The sequence below is a fragment of the Rhizobium sp. C4 genome (genome assembly GCF_021026315.1).
In the GTDB taxonomy this organism is placed as follows: Bacteria; Pseudomonadota; Alphaproteobacteria; order Rhizobiales; family Rhizobiaceae; genus Ensifer_A.
The window spans coordinates 324464-338923 of the sequence record NZ_JAJNCX010000001.1; the positions used below are offsets into that span (position 1 = coordinate 324464).

General features: G+C 61.7%; 15 protein-coding genes. 3 read left to right on the plus strand and 12 right to left on the minus strand.

Features of this window, described 5'->3' with window-relative positions; translation table 11 throughout:
• Nucleotides 1-116 precede the first annotated feature (116 nt).
• Both LQK84_RS01545 and LQK84_RS01550 read right to left on the minus strand, forming a co-directional pair.
• Entirely contained in the window at nucleotides 117-680 is a 564-nt protein-coding gene (locus LQK84_RS01545; protein ID WP_230827270.1) for a YceD family protein, read from the minus strand.
• Nucleotides 681-682: 2 nt separating this feature from the next.
• Entirely contained in the window at nucleotides 683-1231 is a 549-nt protein-coding gene (locus LQK84_RS01550; RefSeq protein WP_230826838.1) for a ubiquinol-cytochrome C chaperone family protein, read from the minus strand.
• A 146-nt stretch (nucleotides 1232-1377) separates the two neighbouring features.
• On the opposite strand from LQK84_RS01550, the gene LQK84_RS01555 reads away from it, so the two are divergent.
• On the plus strand, nucleotides 1378-1881 hold the full coding sequence (locus LQK84_RS01555) for an outer membrane protein assembly factor BamE (protein WP_230826839.1): 504 nt from the start codon (nucleotides 1378-1380) through the stop codon (nucleotides 1879-1881).
• A gap of 94 nt (nucleotides 1882-1975) precedes the next feature.
• Here the strand turns inward: LQK84_RS01555 and LQK84_RS01560 are convergent, their stop codons facing one another.
• From LQK84_RS01560 to ribH, 4 genes are all read right to left on the minus strand, one after another.
• The gene (locus LQK84_RS01560; RefSeq protein WP_230826840.1) at nucleotides 1976-4111 is read right to left on the minus strand and encodes a sodium-translocating pyrophosphatase; all 2136 of its coding nucleotides are present in this window, start codon (nucleotides 4109-4111) and stop codon (nucleotides 1976-1978) included.
• A gap of 160 nt (nucleotides 4112-4271) precedes the next feature.
• A complete protein-coding gene (locus LQK84_RS01565) occupies nucleotides 4272-5531 on the minus strand; it encodes an MFS transporter (protein ID WP_230826841.1) in 1260 nt (419 codons plus the stop codon).
• An 87-nt stretch (nucleotides 5532-5618) separates the two neighbouring features.
• On the minus strand, nucleotides 5619-6092 hold the full coding sequence (gene nusB, locus LQK84_RS01570; RefSeq protein ID WP_230826842.1) for a transcription antitermination factor NusB: 474 nt from the start codon (nucleotides 6090-6092) through the stop codon (nucleotides 5619-5621).
• Nucleotides 6093-6094: 2 nt separating this feature from the next.
• Nucleotides 6095-6550: a 6,7-dimethyl-8-ribityllumazine synthase gene (ribH, locus tag LQK84_RS01575; RefSeq protein ID WP_230826843.1), complete on the minus strand. Its 456-nt coding sequence runs from the start codon at nucleotides 6548-6550 to the stop codon at nucleotides 6095-6097.
• Between the two features lie 430 nt (nucleotides 6551-6980).
• On the opposite strand from ribH, the gene LQK84_RS01580 reads away from it, so the two are divergent.
• Nucleotides 6981-7364: a hypothetical protein gene (locus tag LQK84_RS01580; RefSeq protein ID WP_230826844.1), complete on the plus strand. Its 384-nt coding sequence runs from the start codon at nucleotides 6981-6983 to the stop codon at nucleotides 7362-7364.
• Between the two features lie 84 nt (nucleotides 7365-7448).
• On the opposite strand, the gene LQK84_RS01585 is transcribed toward LQK84_RS01580, so the two are convergent.
• From LQK84_RS01585 to glyA, 4 genes are all read right to left on the minus strand, one after another.
• Nucleotides 7449-8054, minus strand: coding sequence for a riboflavin synthase (locus tag LQK84_RS01585; protein WP_230826845.1), 606 nt, complete (start codon nucleotides 8052-8054; stop codon nucleotides 7449-7451).
• Nucleotide 8055: 1 nt separating this feature from the next.
• Complete coding sequence (ribD, locus tag LQK84_RS01590; RefSeq protein WP_330166390.1) at nucleotides 8056-9156, minus strand: bifunctional diaminohydroxyphosphoribosylaminopyrimidine deaminase/5-amino-6-(5-phosphoribosylamino)uracil reductase RibD; 1101 nt, start codon at nucleotides 9154-9156, stop codon at nucleotides 8056-8058.
• Between the two features lies 1 nt (nucleotide 9157).
• On the minus strand, nucleotides 9158-9634 hold the full coding sequence (nrdR, locus tag LQK84_RS01595; protein ID WP_230826847.1) for a transcriptional regulator NrdR: 477 nt from the start codon (nucleotides 9632-9634) through the stop codon (nucleotides 9158-9160).
• Between the two features lie 61 nt (nucleotides 9635-9695).
• Complete coding sequence (glyA, locus tag LQK84_RS01600; RefSeq protein ID WP_230826848.1) at nucleotides 9696-10988, minus strand: serine hydroxymethyltransferase; 1293 nt, start codon at nucleotides 10986-10988, stop codon at nucleotides 9696-9698.
• Between the two features lie 217 nt (nucleotides 10989-11205).
• Between glyA and LQK84_RS01605 the strand changes: the two genes are divergently transcribed.
• Nucleotides 11206-12483 carry a glycosyltransferase gene (locus LQK84_RS01605; RefSeq protein WP_230826849.1) on the plus strand — a complete coding sequence of 426 codons (1278 nt, stop codon included), beginning with the start codon at nucleotides 11206-11208 and terminating at the stop codon, nucleotides 12481-12483.
• Here the strand turns inward: LQK84_RS01605 and LQK84_RS01610 are convergent.
• Both LQK84_RS01610 and LQK84_RS01615 read right to left on the minus strand, forming a co-directional pair.
• Nucleotides 12438-12977 (minus strand): ABC-type transport auxiliary lipoprotein family protein, encoded by a 540-nt coding sequence (locus tag LQK84_RS01610; protein WP_269071770.1) that lies wholly within the window; start codon nucleotides 12975-12977, stop codon nucleotides 12438-12440. The two genes, LQK84_RS01605 and LQK84_RS01610, sit on opposite strands and share 46 nt — an antisense overlap.
• A gap of 87 nt (nucleotides 12978-13064) precedes the next feature.
• Entirely contained in the window at nucleotides 13065-14435 is a 1371-nt protein-coding gene (locus LQK84_RS01615; protein WP_230827271.1) for an MlaD family protein, read from the minus strand.
• Nucleotides 14436-14460: the final 25 nt, after the last annotated feature.

Consider the following 14460-nt stretch of genomic DNA (forward strand, 5'->3'; position numbering starts at 1 on the left):
AAAATACCCGTTTTCAATCCGCGCACAACTGCAATTGCGGAGTTTCAAACGGATTTGCCTGCCGGCAAGGCTCAAGGCGCACACAAACAAGGCAATTTTCCGCGGCCGCCAGACGATCACTCCGTTTTCTTCCAGTCCTTCAGGACGGCAAAGGGCGACGGTTTGCTGTCGTCGGCCTCGGTGGACTCGACATGATCGGAAAATGCGACGCCCGGTTTGCGGGGATAGGGATCGATCGCAAGCGCGACCGCCTCGCAGACCGCGTCGCCCGCATCGATCGTATCGCCGCTGAACTGCTCGGGAATGTCCTCGCCTTCAGGGTCGAGCACCATCTCGCCGCGGTCGTCGAGAACCAGGCGCGCCAGCCGGGAACCTTCCGGCACATAGATGCGATCAATCTCTTCAGAGATCGCGGTTTCGACCGGATCGAGGGTCACGACGCAGGACTGAACAATCTCTGCGCTGACATGGCCACGGATGCGAACACCGTCCTTCTTCCAGCGCGCGATCTGCAGCTCGCTGTCCAGCCGCCTGACCGCCTCGACGCGCCAGAGCTTTGCTAGGCCTTCGAGCTCCTGAGCATCCGCCGAGAGCTTCACCGTTACCGGGTTCGCCGAGATGTGGCCAACCTTGACCTTGTAGGAAAACGGTGCGTCGCCTTTCTCTTTTACCGGCTGCATCTTCATGTCCTTTCCATCGGCTGCGGCTCAAGCAAGAGAGCCGCGCCCGTCGCAATCTGATCTTCTGTAACGCCCTTGAGGGCTGCTTCCGCCTCGATCATGTAGGTTGCCAGCGCCGCCATGTCAGGCGCTTCCGGCTCGTCGGGCCGGATGTTGCGCCGAAGCGCCGCCTTCAATGCTTCCACATCGCCGCCGTCGAGCGCGGAGGCATAGGATTCGAGCCGGCCATAATACATGCGGGCAAACTTCTTCACGCGCTTCGGAACCCCGACGTCGCCAACGCCCAGCTCCCGGATCGAGTGATCGATATCCTCGAAGAAGTAGTCGATGATCTCCTGGGCGATCTCCTGGCCGCTGCGCGCCGATTGCGCCGTGCGGCGGAAATAGAGAATCAGGACAACCGTCAGCATCTCGAAGCGACCGAGAACGGTGTCGGGAACACCCATGTCCGAATAGAACAGCGGACGCCGCGCAGCCTGCGTCAGATGCTCATACTGCCGGGTCACGATGGCCTGGTTGCTATTTTTTTTCCTGAACAGCCCGAATATCATGAAAAAGCCCGGTATTGATTATTTGTCCACGCTCGAAAGCGCGCTGCCGCCTCGGACCGATGTTGCATCATCGTGAAAGCTGGTTTACCCAAGCAGGCACGAATTGCAATGCGTATTTGCCCCGCGCTCACGGGAAAGGAATTACTTTGGCTATCGTGTCAAAACTCTCAATCGCGCGGTCGTCACTGCTTGTAGCCCTCGCTGCCTCGACGATCGTAACATCAGGCTGCATGGGCACATCGCGGGAAGTCATCAACAATGGCTTCATCGCGGACGAGCAGACGCTGAAGCTGGTTCCCGTCGGGTCGAGCCGCGAGCAGGTTCTTCTGTCGCTCGGCACCCCGTCGTCAACCGCCACCTTCGACCGCGAAGTCTTCTACTACATTTCGCAGAAGCGTGAGCGCAAGTTCGAGTTCATGAAGCCTTCGCTGGTTTCGCAGAGCGTTCTGGCCGTCTATTTCAACAAGAACGGCACGGTCGAGAAGCTCTCGAACTACCAGATGCAGGACGGCAAGGTGTTCGACATGATCTCGCGCACGACGCCGACCGGCGGTACGGAACTCACCTTCCTGCAGCGCATCCTGTCCGGTGGTGCCGCTTCCGGTGCCCAGGCAGCAAGAGGCCTGCTGGGCGGCGCGCCGAAGTATTGATCCCTTTCGGGCGCACATCGCCCGAAACGAGAATGCAAAAACAACAAGGCCCGCGATGTTTCCATCGCGGGCCTTGTTCATTTCAGGTCGGATATCAGGCAAGCACCGCCAGCAGCAGAAGTGCCACGATATTGGTGATCTTGATCGCCGGGTTGACGGCGGGACCGGCCGTGTCCTTGTAGGGGTCGCCCACGGTGTCGCCGGTGACGGAGGCCTTGTGGGCATCGGAACCCTTCATATGGCGGACGCCGTCCTTGTCGACGAAGCCGTCTTCAAAGGACTTCTTGGCGTTGTCCCAGGCGCCACCGCCCGAGGTCATCGAGATGGCGACGAAGAGGCCGTTGACGATCACGCCGAGAAGCGATGCGCCGAGCGCCGCGAAAGCCGAGGCCTTCGAGCCGGAGATCAGCAGCACGCCGAAATAGACGACGAGCGGCGCCAGCACCGGTAGCAGCGACGGGACGATCATTTCACGGATCGCCGCCTTGGTCAGGATGTCGACCGCACGTCCGTAGTCGGGCTTTTCAGTACCCGCCATGATGCCGGGCTTTGCCTTGAACTGACGACGGACCTCCTCGACGATCGAGCCCGCAGCGCGACCCACCGCCGTCATCGCGATACCGCCGAAGAGGTAGGGGATGAGACCGCCGAAGATCAGGCCGGCGACGACGTAGGGGTTGGACAGGTCGAACGAGATCGGGCCCATATTGGCGAAATACGGATATTTGTCCGAATGGCTCGCGAAATATTGCAGGTCGTTCGAATAGGCGGCGAAAAGGACGAGAGCGCCAAGACCGGCCGAACCGATGGCATAGCCCTTGGTGACGGCCTTGGTGGTGTTGCCGACCGCGTCGAGCGCGTCCGTCACCTTTCTGACTTCCGGCGGCAGTTCCGACATTTCGGCGATGCCGCCGGCGTTGTCGGTGACCGGGCCGAAGGCGTCGAGCGCGACGATCATGCCGGCAAGGCCGAGCATGGCCGTGACGGCAATGCCGGTGCCGAAGAGGCCGGCAAGCTGGTAGGTCGAGATGATGCCGCCGACGATGACGATCGCCGGAAGCGCTGTCGATTCCAGCGAGACGGCAAGGCCCTGGATCACGTTGGTGCCATGACCGGTCACCGAGGCCTGCGAGATCGAGTTGACCGGCCGCTTGTTGGTGCCCGTGTAATACTCGGTGATCACGACGATGAGCGCCGTCACCACGAGGCCGACGAGACCGGAGATGAAGAGGTTTTTGCCGGTGACGACAAGGCCGTTCACGGTGCCCACCTCGCCCCAGCCGATGGTGAGCGACGTGGCGGCTCCCAGGCTGACGATCGAGAGAAGGCCGGTGACGATCAGGCCTCTATACAGTGCGCCCATGATCGAATTGTTGGAACCGAGCTTCACGAAGAAGGTGCCGATGATCGAGGTGATGATCGAGCCGCCGCAGATGGCAAGCGGATAGATCATCGTGCTCGACAGCACCTGGCTTCCGGCAAAGAAGATCGCGGCCAGCACCATGGTTGCGACAACCGAGACGGCATAGGTCTCGAAAAGGTCGGCCGCCATGCCGGCGCAGTCGCCGACATTGTCGCCCACGTTGTCGGCGATGGTGGCCGGGTTGCGCGGATCGTCTTCCGGAATGCCGGCCTCGACCTTGCCGACGAGGTCGCCGCCGACATCCGCGCCCTTGGTGAAGATGCCGCCGCCCAGACGGGCGAAGATGGAGATGAGCGAGGCGCCGAAGCCCAGCGATACCAGCGCATCGATGACTTCACGCGAGCCCGGTTCGTGGTGCAGCGGGCCGGTCAGGATATAGTAGTAGACCGAGACGCCGAGAAGCGCGAGGCCGGCCACCAGCATGCCGGTGATGGCGCCCGACTTGAAGGCGATGTCCAGGCCGCCGGCAAGACTTTTGGACGAGGCCTGCGCGGTGCGCACGTTGGCGCGCACCGAAACGTGCATGCCGATGAAACCGGCTGCCCCCGAAAGCACTGCGCCGATCAGGAAACCGATGGCGGCCGTTCCGGACAGAAGCAACCATGCCGCAATGAACACGATGACGCCGACTATGGCGATCGTCTTGTACTGCCGTGTGAGATAGGCTTGCGCTCCCTCGCGGATATAACCCGCGATTTCCCGCATTCTTTCATTACCCTGGTCGGCAGCCAAAACAGACTGCGTGGCCCATATCGCATAGACCACAGACAACAAACCACATGCAATCACGCCGAATAGTATCGTCATTCGCAAGTTCCTCCTTCAGCGCTCCGCCTCCCAACGTCGCGCCCTCGCATTGTTGCAAGGGGAGAGTGCGTGGAGTGGGAGAGCACGTCAAGGCCCGCCCGAATGAGCGCGCGCTTAATTTTGCAGCCCAGAGAAAATGCGCCTTGAGGTCGATCAACCCCTAGTCTTGATAGATGGAAGGTGGCGCAGGCGGCACCTTGCCCGGCTTGTGCGGAGGAGACTTCCGCACCAGCATGAAAAGCGCGACGAGGCAGATCAGGCAGACCGGCCAGATCGTGTACGCCATGACGTTCCAGCCCTGGCTGTTGAAGACCTTGCCGGAGGACAACGAGGCAAGCGCGACGACGGTAAAGAGGAAGATGTCGTGGAAGCCCTGAACCTTGTCGGCCTCTTCCGGCCGGTAGCTGGAAGCGACGATGGCGGTGGAGCCGATGAAGCCGAAGTTCCAGCCGATCCCCAGGAGGATCAGCGCTCCCCAGAAGTTCCAGATCGCCGTGCCGAGCACCGCAACGACTGCGCAGCCCATCAGCACGACGAGGCCAGTGGCCACCACCTTCTCGACACCGAAGCGCGTGATGAGCTGGCCGGTGAAGAAGCTCGGCCCGAACATGGCCAGCACATGCCACTGGATGCCGAGCGTCGAGACTTCGGGCGAATAGCCGCAGCCGACGACCATGGCGAGCGGCGCGCCCGTCATCATGAAGGTCATCAGTGCATAGGAACCGATCCCGCAGAGCATCCCGGTGATGAAACGCTGGGTCCCGATGATCTCGGTGAGCGGTCGCGCCGGTTTGCTGTCGGCATGTTTCGCGCCGACCTCGGGAAGCCTGAGCATGCTGAGAACCGCGATGCTCGCCAGTGCCAGAGGGATGATTGCGAGGAAGGCACCGGCAAAGGGTATGCCGGGCAGGCTATCGCGCAGCCAGATCACGATCTGCGGGCCGATCACGGCAGAGACGACGCCGCCCACAAGGATCCAGGAAATCGCCTTGGGCTTGTAGAACGACGGCGACGCATCGGCGGCGGCAAAGCGGAACTTCTGGACAAAGCCGGACGAGGTACCGAGCAGCAGCAAGGCCGCGGCAAAAAGCCAGAAATTGCTCTTGATCAGAGCCGTTGCGGCGAGAAGCGCGCCGGCGGAAGCAACCAGCGCTCCGAGAATGAAAGCCTGCTTGCGTCCCGCATAGCGCGTCACAAGCGCAATGAGGGCGGCCCCAAGGGCCGTCCCGACATTGAAGCCGGTGGCCGGCGCTGTCGCCAGCGCCTTGTCGGCCGCCAGCAGTTGATAGCCAGCCAGCGCCGCCAGAGAGATAGAGATGGGGGCGACTGCCCCCTGGATCGCCTGAGCCGTTGCAAGGATCGCTACATTTCGCTTGGCGCTCTTCAGCGCCTCACCCAGATTGGTCACGGCAGCGTCCATGCAGTCCCCTCACCCGGCATCAGCGGTCCCTGGTTTCAGGCAAGTCCGGACGCAAATGCGCGATGCACCCTTGCCGAAATTGTCCTGTCAGCTTGGCCTGACCTGCTTTGCGATCCGATCGAGGACGGCGTTGACGAGGCGCGGCTCTTCTTCTTCGAAAAACGCCTGCGCGATCTCGACATACTCATTGACAATAACCGCAATGGGAACGTCCTTGCGCTCGATCAATTCGAACGTGCCGGAGCGAAGAATGGCGCGCACCGTGCTGTCGAGGCGGGAGAGCGTCCAGCCTTCCTGCAACGCCCTGGTGATCATCGGATCGAGCTTCAGCTGATCGCGCACGACGCCCGATACGATCGAGCGGAACCAGGAGGCATCAGCCTTGAGATACTGGTCGCCATCGATCTCCTGGCCGAGACGATAGGTCTCGTATTCGGAGACGACCTCGAGCACGCCGGAGCCGCCGACATCCATCTGATAGAGTGCCTGAACGGCGGCGAGACGGGCGGCGCCGCGCTGGTTTGCCGGCTTTACGGTTTTTGCAGAACTGTCATTCGTCATGGTCAACCGCCGAATTTTTCCTTCAGCGCGATCATCGTCAGTGCCGCGCGCGCTGCAAAGCCGCCCTTGTCGAGTTCGGACTTCCGAACGCGTGCCCAGGCCTGTTCATCATTCTCCACCGTCAGGATGCCGTTGCCGAGAGGCAGCGACTCGCTGACAGCCAGATCCATCAGCGCACGCGAGGATTCGTTCGATACGACATCGAAATGATAGGTCTCGCCGCGAATGACGATGCCGAGTGCGACGAAGCCATCATAGACAACGCCACCGGTGTCGCCGCCGTCGAGCGCCATGGCGATGGCAGCTGGGATTTCCAGCGCGCCGGGAACCGTGACGACATCGAAGGTCGCGCCGGCTGCCTTCAGCGCCGACGTTGCGCCGTCGAGCAGCGCGTCGGAAAGATCGTCGTAGAAGCGTGCCTCGACAATGAGGAGATGAGGCGTGAGGTCCTCGGTCATGGGACTGTCCAATCTTTGAAAATCTGGTGAATTGAGGCAGGTCAAACCATGCCCCGCCTCTCTTGGCAAGCAAATTCGGTATTTTCGCCGCCCCCGCGCCGCCGGATGGACCGAAGCACCGCCTGCGCTAACGCCTTCACATCAGGACCATAGAGGATAACGGGCGCCGCGTCGGGCGACATCATGGCGGAAGTTTGGCGACGATCATGAATTTAATTTAACAAAATCATGTAGTTATTACAATCAATTAAGTTGCCATAAAACTACGCCAGCCTTAGCATCTGGGTCATGGAAGGCAGCAGAACGAGACCGCTGAGCACCTTTCAGGGAGACGGAGCGTCGAACATGCGCCTCATGGGGAGGCGTAGCGCGAAGTCTAAAGCCTCTGCCGATTTGCAGAGGTCCCGAGATTTGAGGATGGAGATATCCCATGAGAAATTCGCTTACAGCTATTGGCGCAATGACCTTTGCAGCCCTCATCACCACCGTCGGTTCGGCTGAAGTTGCAAACGCCAAGATGACGAAGCAGGCCGAAGCGGCAACGTCGAGCATGTCTGCTACCTCCCCGACTGACGCAGCCATCCGCGCCTCAAACGGCGCCGATTTCTTGGTCGTCGGCGTGTCCTCGCTGCCGAAGGCTGAGGCGGCCTTCATTAAGGAAACGTCGTCCGAAAGCCAGCTGAAGGCCATCCAGGCCACGATCAGCGCGAACCCGATGCTGGTCAAGAAGCTGACGGCCCAGAATGTCGAAGTGAAGGAAATCACCGGCGCGACGAAAGCGGCCGATGGCAGCCTGGTGTTCTACACCATGTAATGATCCGCCTTCGGCCCAGCCGCCGAACCCGGACGTGAAATCCCTCCGCTCCTCCAGTCGCGGGGGGATTTCGCTTTTCTCGCCTTACCTGAACTCGGCAAGCCGCGCGGCGTAGCGCGCCATGGTGTCGATCTCGAAATTGACCTTGTCGCCGACCTTCCGGTCACCCCATGTCGTGACCTCCAGCGTGTGCCGGATCAGAAGGATATCGAAGTCGCAACCGGACACAGCGTTGACCGTGAGCGACGTGCCGTCGAGGGCGACGGAGCCCTTCGGAGCAACGAAGCGCGCGAATTCCTGCGGCACGCGGAGCCGGAACCGCGTCGCATCACCTTCCGGCTCGATCGCGACGATCTCCGCCATCCCGTCGACATGGCCGGACACGATATGTCCGCCAAGCTCGTCACCGATCTTCAGCGCGCGCTCCAGATTGACACGGGAACCTTCGCGCCAGCTGCTGATCGTTGTCAGGCGAAGCGCCTCTTCCCAGGCTTCAACCTCATACCAGCGGTCATTCGAGCCCGCGTCGGGCAGCGTCACCACCGTGAGGCATACACCGGAATGCGAAATCGAGGCGCCAATATCGATGGTTTTCGGGTCATAGGCCGTGGCCATGCGAAGCCGCAGGCCTTCGGCGAGCGGCGTGATCTTTTCCACCTTGCCGACATCGGTGACGATACCCGTGAACATCTCATTGCATCCTTTCGAAAATTTCCAATCGATCCTCGCCGATCGTTTCGCTGGAAACAAGCGCAAAGCCACCCGGACGATGATCCGGCGTGACCGGCGAGACGACGCCGTCTCCTCCGACCGTTCCGGATCCCGCAAACAGCCAGATGCGATCGACCAGGCCGGCATAGAGGAAGTCCTGCGCCACACGCGCGCCGCCTTCCAGCATCAGAGAGCTGAGGCCTTTGGCGGCGAGCAGGCGAAGCAGGTCGATGAGCGTGCCCGCTTCGACGATTTCAACTCCCGCCTTTTGAAGCGCGGCGCGGCGGGCGAACCAGTTCTCATCGCGCGCAGCCTCGCCGATGGAAGCAACGGCGATCACCGGAACCTCGCCAGAAGTCCGAACCAGTTTCGATGACAGCGGCAATTGCAGGTCGCGATCAAGCACCAGCCGGACCGGCGAACGCCCCTCCAGTCCGGGAAGCCGGCAGGTCAACTCCGGATCGTCAGCCAGCACCGTGCCGATGCCGACGAGGATGGCGTCGCTTTCGGCGCGCAGATGCTGGACGGCCTCGCGCGATTGCGCTCCCGTGATGCGTACCTGCCCCTCGCCGCGACGGCCAAGCAAGCCGTCTTTCGAAACGGCCAGTTTCAGGGTGACATGCGCCCTGCCCTCGGTCTGCCGGGTGAGATAGGCGGCAAGGCCGCGCCGGGCAGCCTCTTCCATCAGGCCCGTCTCTACTACGATGCCTGCCTCGCGCAGAATGCGAATACCATTGCCGCTGACGCGGGGATCGGGATCCGTGATGGCAACGACGACGCGCGCGACGCCGGCGGCAATCAGTGCGTTGACGCAAGGTGGCGTCTTGCCGAAATGGGAACAGGGTTCGAGCGTGACATAGGCGGTCGCGCCGCGCGCCAGTTCACCGGCCTCGGCCAGCGCCTGCGGTTCGGCATGCGGCCGGCCGGACTTTGCGGTGACGCCGCGGCCGACGACATTGCCGTCCTTCACGATCACGCAGCCGACGGAGGGATTGGTGCTGGTCTGCCCCAGATGTGTGGCGCCCAGGGCGATCGCCTCCGCCATGAAAGCCTCATCGGCGGAATGGCAGGCGGACGTCACGTCAATGGTCCCCGGGATCGCGCGAGATCTTGGCGTTCACCTCGGAGAGGACCTGCGCGAAGTCCTCGATATGGGTGAAATCGCGATAGACGGAGGCGTAGCGGATGAAGCCCACGTCATCCAGCGACTTCAGGGCTTCGAGGACCTGGAGGCCGATTTCTTCGGAGGGGATTTCCGTGTCGCCGGAGCTTTCGAGACGACGGACGATGCCGGAGACGGCGCGCTCGATGCGGTCGCGATCGACCGGGCGCTTGCGCAACGCGATCTCGAAGGAACGCACGAGCTTTTCACGGTCGAAGGGAACCTTGCGGCCCGTCTTCTTGATCACCATCAGCTCGCGCAGCTGCACACGCTCGAACGTGGTGAAGCGTCCGCCGCAATCCGGGCAGATACGACGACGGCGAATGGCGGACGAATCTTCCGCCGGACGTGAGTCCTTCACCTGGCTGTCCAGCGATCCACAATAGGGGCATCGCATGCGGGCTGCTCCTCAAACAAAAACATGGCTCCGCGCCAGAATCGGCGCGGAGCCATGGTTATTACGCCATGTAGGGATACATGGGGAAGCGGTTCGTCAGTTCAACCACCTTGGAACGCACAGCACCTTCGACAGAGGCATTGCCTTCGTCGGAATTGGCGATCTTCAGGCCGTCGAGGACTTCGACGATCAGGTTGCCGATTTCCTTGAATTCGGCTTCCTTGAAACCGCGCGTCGTGCCGGCCGGGGTGCCGAGACGGACGCCGGAGGTGACGAAGGGCTTTTCGGGGTCGAACGGGATGCCGTTCTTGTTGCAGGTGATGTAGGCGCGGCCGAGGCCGGCTTCCGCACGCTTGCCGGTCGCATTCTTCTTGCGCAGGTCAACGAGCATCAGGTGGTTGTCGGTGCCGCCGGAGACGATATCGAGGCCGCCGGCTACCAGCGTTTCCGACAGCGCCTTGGCATTCTTGACGATCTGGGCCGCATAGTCCTGGAACTCCGGCTGCAGCGCTTCGCCAAGGGCAACGGCCTTGGCGGCGATGACATGCATCAGCGGGCCGCCCTGGAGGCCCGGGAAGACAGCCGAATTGAACTTCTTCGCCAGATCCTCGTCATTGGTGAGGATCATGCCGCCGCGCGGGCCGCGCAACGACTTGTGGGTCGTGGTGGTGGCAACATGGCAATGCGGGAATGGCGACGGATGCTGATGACCAGCGACGAGACCGGCGATATGGGCCATGTCGACCATCAGCCAGGCGCCAACCTCATCGGCAATCTCGCGGAAGCGCTTCCAGTCCCAGATACGGGAATAGGCCGTGCCGCCGGCAATGATGAGCTTCGGCTTGTGTTTGCGGGCCGATTCGGCAACCGCATCCATGTCGAGAAGGTTGTCGCCCTCGCGCACGCCATAGGAGACGACGTTGAACCACTTGCCGGACATGTTGACCGGCGAACCATGCGTCAGGTGACCACCCGAATTGAGGTCGAGACCCATGAACGTATCGCCCGGCTGAAGCAGCGCGAGGAACACGGCCTGGTTCATCTGCGAACCGGAATTCGGCTGAACGTTGGCGAAATTGACGCCGAAGAGCTTCTTGGCGCGTTCGATCGCCAGTTCTTCCGCGATATCGACGAACTGGCAGCCGCCATAATAGCGCTTGCCCGGATAGCCTTCGGCATACTTGTTCGTCATGATCGAGCCCTGCGCTTCCAGAACGGCGCGGGAAACGATGTTTTCAGAGGCGATCAGCTCGATTTCATGACGCTGACGACCGAGCTCCTTCTCGATGGCGCCGAAAATATCCGGATCGGTTTCAGCAAGGGTCTTGGTGAAAAAGCCAGCAGTCGCGCTCATGAGCAGCCTCTCGAGTAAATCAGCGGAAATCGTTGAAGGCCAGTCTCTTAAAGCCCTTGGCCTCTCAGGGCAAGTCGGGATTGCGCCACGCCCTGTGAAGGTTGCGCCAAGCCTTGCGATTGTCACAAAACTTTCTTCCAATCGTAATATCCGGTGGCCGTGACCGAACTTGCGGTTGGCCTCGCGCATGCGATCTTGCGCTTTAGAAGGTGACGCCTTGCCCCCTCTCCCTGGAATGCCAGACGCCCGCCTGGAAATCTTCTACTTCGACGCCGGTGGCGGACATCGCAACGCCATGACCGCGCTGACGCGGCTGATCGAGAAGGAAAAGCCGGGCTGGCAGGTGACGCCCGTCGATCTGCAGGCGCTGCTGGAGCCCATCGATCCCGTCTACAAGCTGACGCGCCGCGTGACCGGCTCGCTGAAAAGGTTGCTGCGACCCGTCGCGCCGAACTTCAGCGCCATCGAGCCCTGGCAGGCGCAGGACATCTATAACAGCGCGCTCAAGCGCGGCGTCACCACCGGCATGGGCGCGATACTGCCCGTTCTGCAACGCTTCATCGCCCGCTACGCCACCGAGATCGAACCGCTGCTGGCGAAACGCTGGAAAGATCCGGCGACCCCTCGCCCCGATCTCGTCGTCTCCGTGATCCCGAATTTCAACTGGGTTCTCTACGGCGCGCTGCGCCGCGCACTTCCAAGCGTGCCTTACGCCACCGTCATCACCGACTTCGCCGATTGCCCACCGCATTTCTGGATGGAAGATCAGGATCAGATCATGATCTGCGGCACGGACATGGCCTATCGGCAGGCGGTAGCCACGGGCTTCTACAAGCCGCAGGACATTCATCTCGTGTCCGGCATGATCCTCAAGGACAATTTCTATACGCCCGCACCGGCCGACGCGCCGACGCGCCAACAGCTTGGCCTTTCGGCAGAGGGTCCGGTGGCGCTCATCATGTTCGGCGGCAACGGCGCGTCCAGCGCAACCAACAATATCCTGAACCAGCTGGACAAGACCGGGCTCGGCATCGAATCGATCGTCATGTGCGGGCGCAACACTGCGCTGCTGAAATCGCTTGAAGGGCGGCCCGGCTGCCGCCCCGTCGGCTTCGTCAACAATGTCGCCGACTACATGCGCCTCGCCGACTTCTTCATCGGCAAGCCCGGTCCCGGCAGCGTGGCGGAAGCGCTGCACATGGGACTGCCGGTCATTGTCGAGAAGAACGCCAACACCATGCCGCAGGAGCGACCCAATCCCGACTGGGTCGCCGACAAGGGCGTTGGCGTGGTGATTTCAAGCTTTCGCAAGGATACGAGTGCGGCCGCGCGGCAGGTTCTGGTGAACCTCAAGCACTTTCAGGACAATATCCGCAGCAACGTCCCCGAAAACCGGGCGGTCTTCGAGACGGTGGCGATCTTCGAACGCTACCTGATGAAGGCCGACCGTCACATGGTCGCGAGCGCCCAGGCGACGAGTGCGCCAGAGACCTGACTGAAGGCCGCGTTCATGGCGGCGACATAGGCCTTGTTGCCGGTGCCGGAGACGGGAACCGCGGCACGGAAGTTCTTCGAGGCTCGGACCTGACCGTTGCGATCGTTCAGCAGGCGCGCGGTGATGTCGACGACGGCCATGCCTTCCGACGCGGAAATCTCGAATGTGTTGATGGTCGTCTGGACCTGTTCGTCGATCGCCAGGCCGTCACCCGGAAGGCCGGCACCGCCAACCTTGCCGGAATTCTGGAAGGCCTGGGCGAGCTTCAGCTGCACGAGCTTCGGCAGCCTGTCGGACCACTGGCTGTCGCCAAGGAACTGGTATTCCTGACCGGAGACGTGAACGACGACATTCTGGCTGTCGAGCATCTGGGTGGCGACCGGATTGGCAATCAGCACCTGCCTGCCCTTGCGCGTCGGACCGGAGGCGGATGGCGTGGCGGTCAGCCCGAACGTGTCCTTCGGCGCGGAGGTCGCGCAGGCGGACAGGGCCATCGTGCCGGCCAGAACCAGGGCGGCACCGAACTTCGTCACTCGAGTTGTCGTCGTCAAAGCCTGCACAACACTACCTCACTCTTGCCTTCAACGACGGTTGCGTCCGTCAAAAGTCTTCACCTGATCACCGCCGAAAATCAAACGCTGCGGGTCGTTGTCGAAATTGGTGATCGTGCGGTTGAGATTGTCAACCGCCTGACGCATGTCGCCAACCAGCGCCTGGATCCCGCCGAGACCCTGAGACGAGAACCGCGACAGGTTGTCGGCGATCGGTCCGATCTTGGCATTCAGCGTCACGGCGACCTCCTTGTAGGCGGCCAGCGTTTCCTTCGCCTGCGCCATCAGGGAAGACCCATCGCCCGAGCCGAGCATGCCGTCCACCTTGGCCAGTATACCATCGACACGGTTGGATGCCTTGTTCAGCTTGGCGGCAAGCTCGGTGGCGTCATTGATGGCCTGGTCGATCTGCTGGCGCCGGTTGTTGATATCGGTCGTCACGGCCTTCACGTCGGCAACCGCCGAGCGCGCATCCGCAACGGTCTTCGAAATATCATCGACCGAACCGCTGATCTTGGCCGGATCGATCGCGGCAATCAGCTTGTCAGCCTTGGCGATCGTCTCGTTGGCGGAGGCGGCGAGCGTCGAGATATTGTCGGCAGCCTTGTTGAACTTCTCGAGCGACACCTTGATCTCGCCCGAGCTTGCGGCAAGGTTGGCGCTCACCGTATCGGCATTGGCCAGGATGCTGTCGATCTTCTTCGGATCGACCGCCTTGATCAGGGCATCGACGGAAGCAAGCGTGCCGTCGAGGCGGCCGGAAAGCCCGTTTACCGTGTCGGAGAGCTTGCCGACGCTGGCGAGGAACTTGTTGACGCCATCGGCATTGTCGGCCAGCGCCTTGCTGAAGGTCTGGGCATTCTTCACGGTCTGCGTCAGCGGTTCGCGCGCATCGGAGGCAAAGGTCTGGATCTGGCTGATCGCATCGTCGGCCCGCTTCATGATCTTGTCGGCTGTCGCCAGAAGGTTGGTCACACTCGACTGATCGGCCATCAGCATCGGCGGACGGCCGGTCTTGCGGGCCTCTTCCAGCAGGTTCACGCCGCCGGGTTTGCCGCCCGACAGTTCGATATAGGCAGCACCCGTCAGGCCCTGGATACCCAGCACGGCCTTTGTCGATTCATAGATCGGCGCGTCGGAATTGACCTGCGTGAAGGCGACCGAATAGTTCGGATCGGTCGCGTCGATGGCAAGCGATTTCACCGAACCGATCTGGATGCCGTTGAAGCGCACGGCAGAGCCGACCGACAGGCCGTTCGCCGAACCGGGGATGCGGATGATCAGGTCTGACATCGGCCCCTGACGCCCGTATTGGGACATCCAGAAGACGAAGGCAAACGCCGCGGCGACGACTGCCACCGTGAAGAATCCGACTATTGCGTAATTCGCTTTGGTTTCCATTGTCCGGCCAATCAGGCTTTCGCCC

Excerpts from the sequence above, each read along its gene's own strand:
- LQK84_RS01610 (WP_269071770.1), bottom strand. The coding sequence starts at position 12,977 with ATGGCCCTGTCCGCCTGCGCGACCTCCGCGCCGAAGGACACGTTCGGG.
- LQK84_RS01550 (WP_230826838.1), bottom strand. The coding sequence starts at position 1,231 with ATGATATTCGGGCTGTTCAGGAAAAAAAATAGCAACCAGGCCATCGTG.
- nusB (WP_230826842.1), bottom strand. The coding sequence starts at position 6,092 with ATGACGAATGACAGTTCTGCAAAAACCGTAAAGCCGGCAAACCAGCGC.
- LQK84_RS01615 (WP_230827271.1), bottom strand. The coding sequence starts at position 14,435 with ATGGAAACCAAAGCGAATTACGCAATAGTCGGATTCTTCACGGTGGCA.
- LQK84_RS01560 (WP_230826840.1), bottom strand. The coding sequence starts at position 4,111 with ATGACGATACTATTCGGCGTGATTGCATGTGGTTTGTTGTCTGTGGTC.
- LQK84_RS01545 (WP_230827270.1), bottom strand. The coding sequence starts at position 680 with ATGCAGCCGGTAAAAGAGAAAGGCGACGCACCGTTTTCCTACAAGGTC.
- LQK84_RS01565 (WP_230826841.1), bottom strand. The coding sequence starts at position 5,531 with ATGGACGCTGCCGTGACCAATCTGGGTGAGGCGCTGAAGAGCGCCAAG.
- LQK84_RS01580 (WP_230826844.1), top strand. The coding sequence starts at position 6,981 with ATGAGAAATTCGCTTACAGCTATTGGCGCAATGACCTTTGCAGCCCTC.
- LQK84_RS01585 (WP_230826845.1), bottom strand. The coding sequence starts at position 8,054 with ATGTTCACGGGTATCGTCACCGATGTCGGCAAGGTGGAAAAGATCACG.
- ribH (WP_230826843.1), bottom strand. The coding sequence starts at position 6,550 with ATGACCGAGGACCTCACGCCTCATCTCCTCATTGTCGAGGCACGCTTC.
- glyA (WP_230826848.1), bottom strand. The coding sequence starts at position 10,988 with ATGAGCGCGACTGCTGGCTTTTTCACCAAGACCCTTGCTGAAACCGAT.
- nrdR (WP_230826847.1), bottom strand. The coding sequence starts at position 9,634 with ATGCGATGCCCCTATTGTGGATCGCTGGACAGCCAGGTGAAGGACTCA.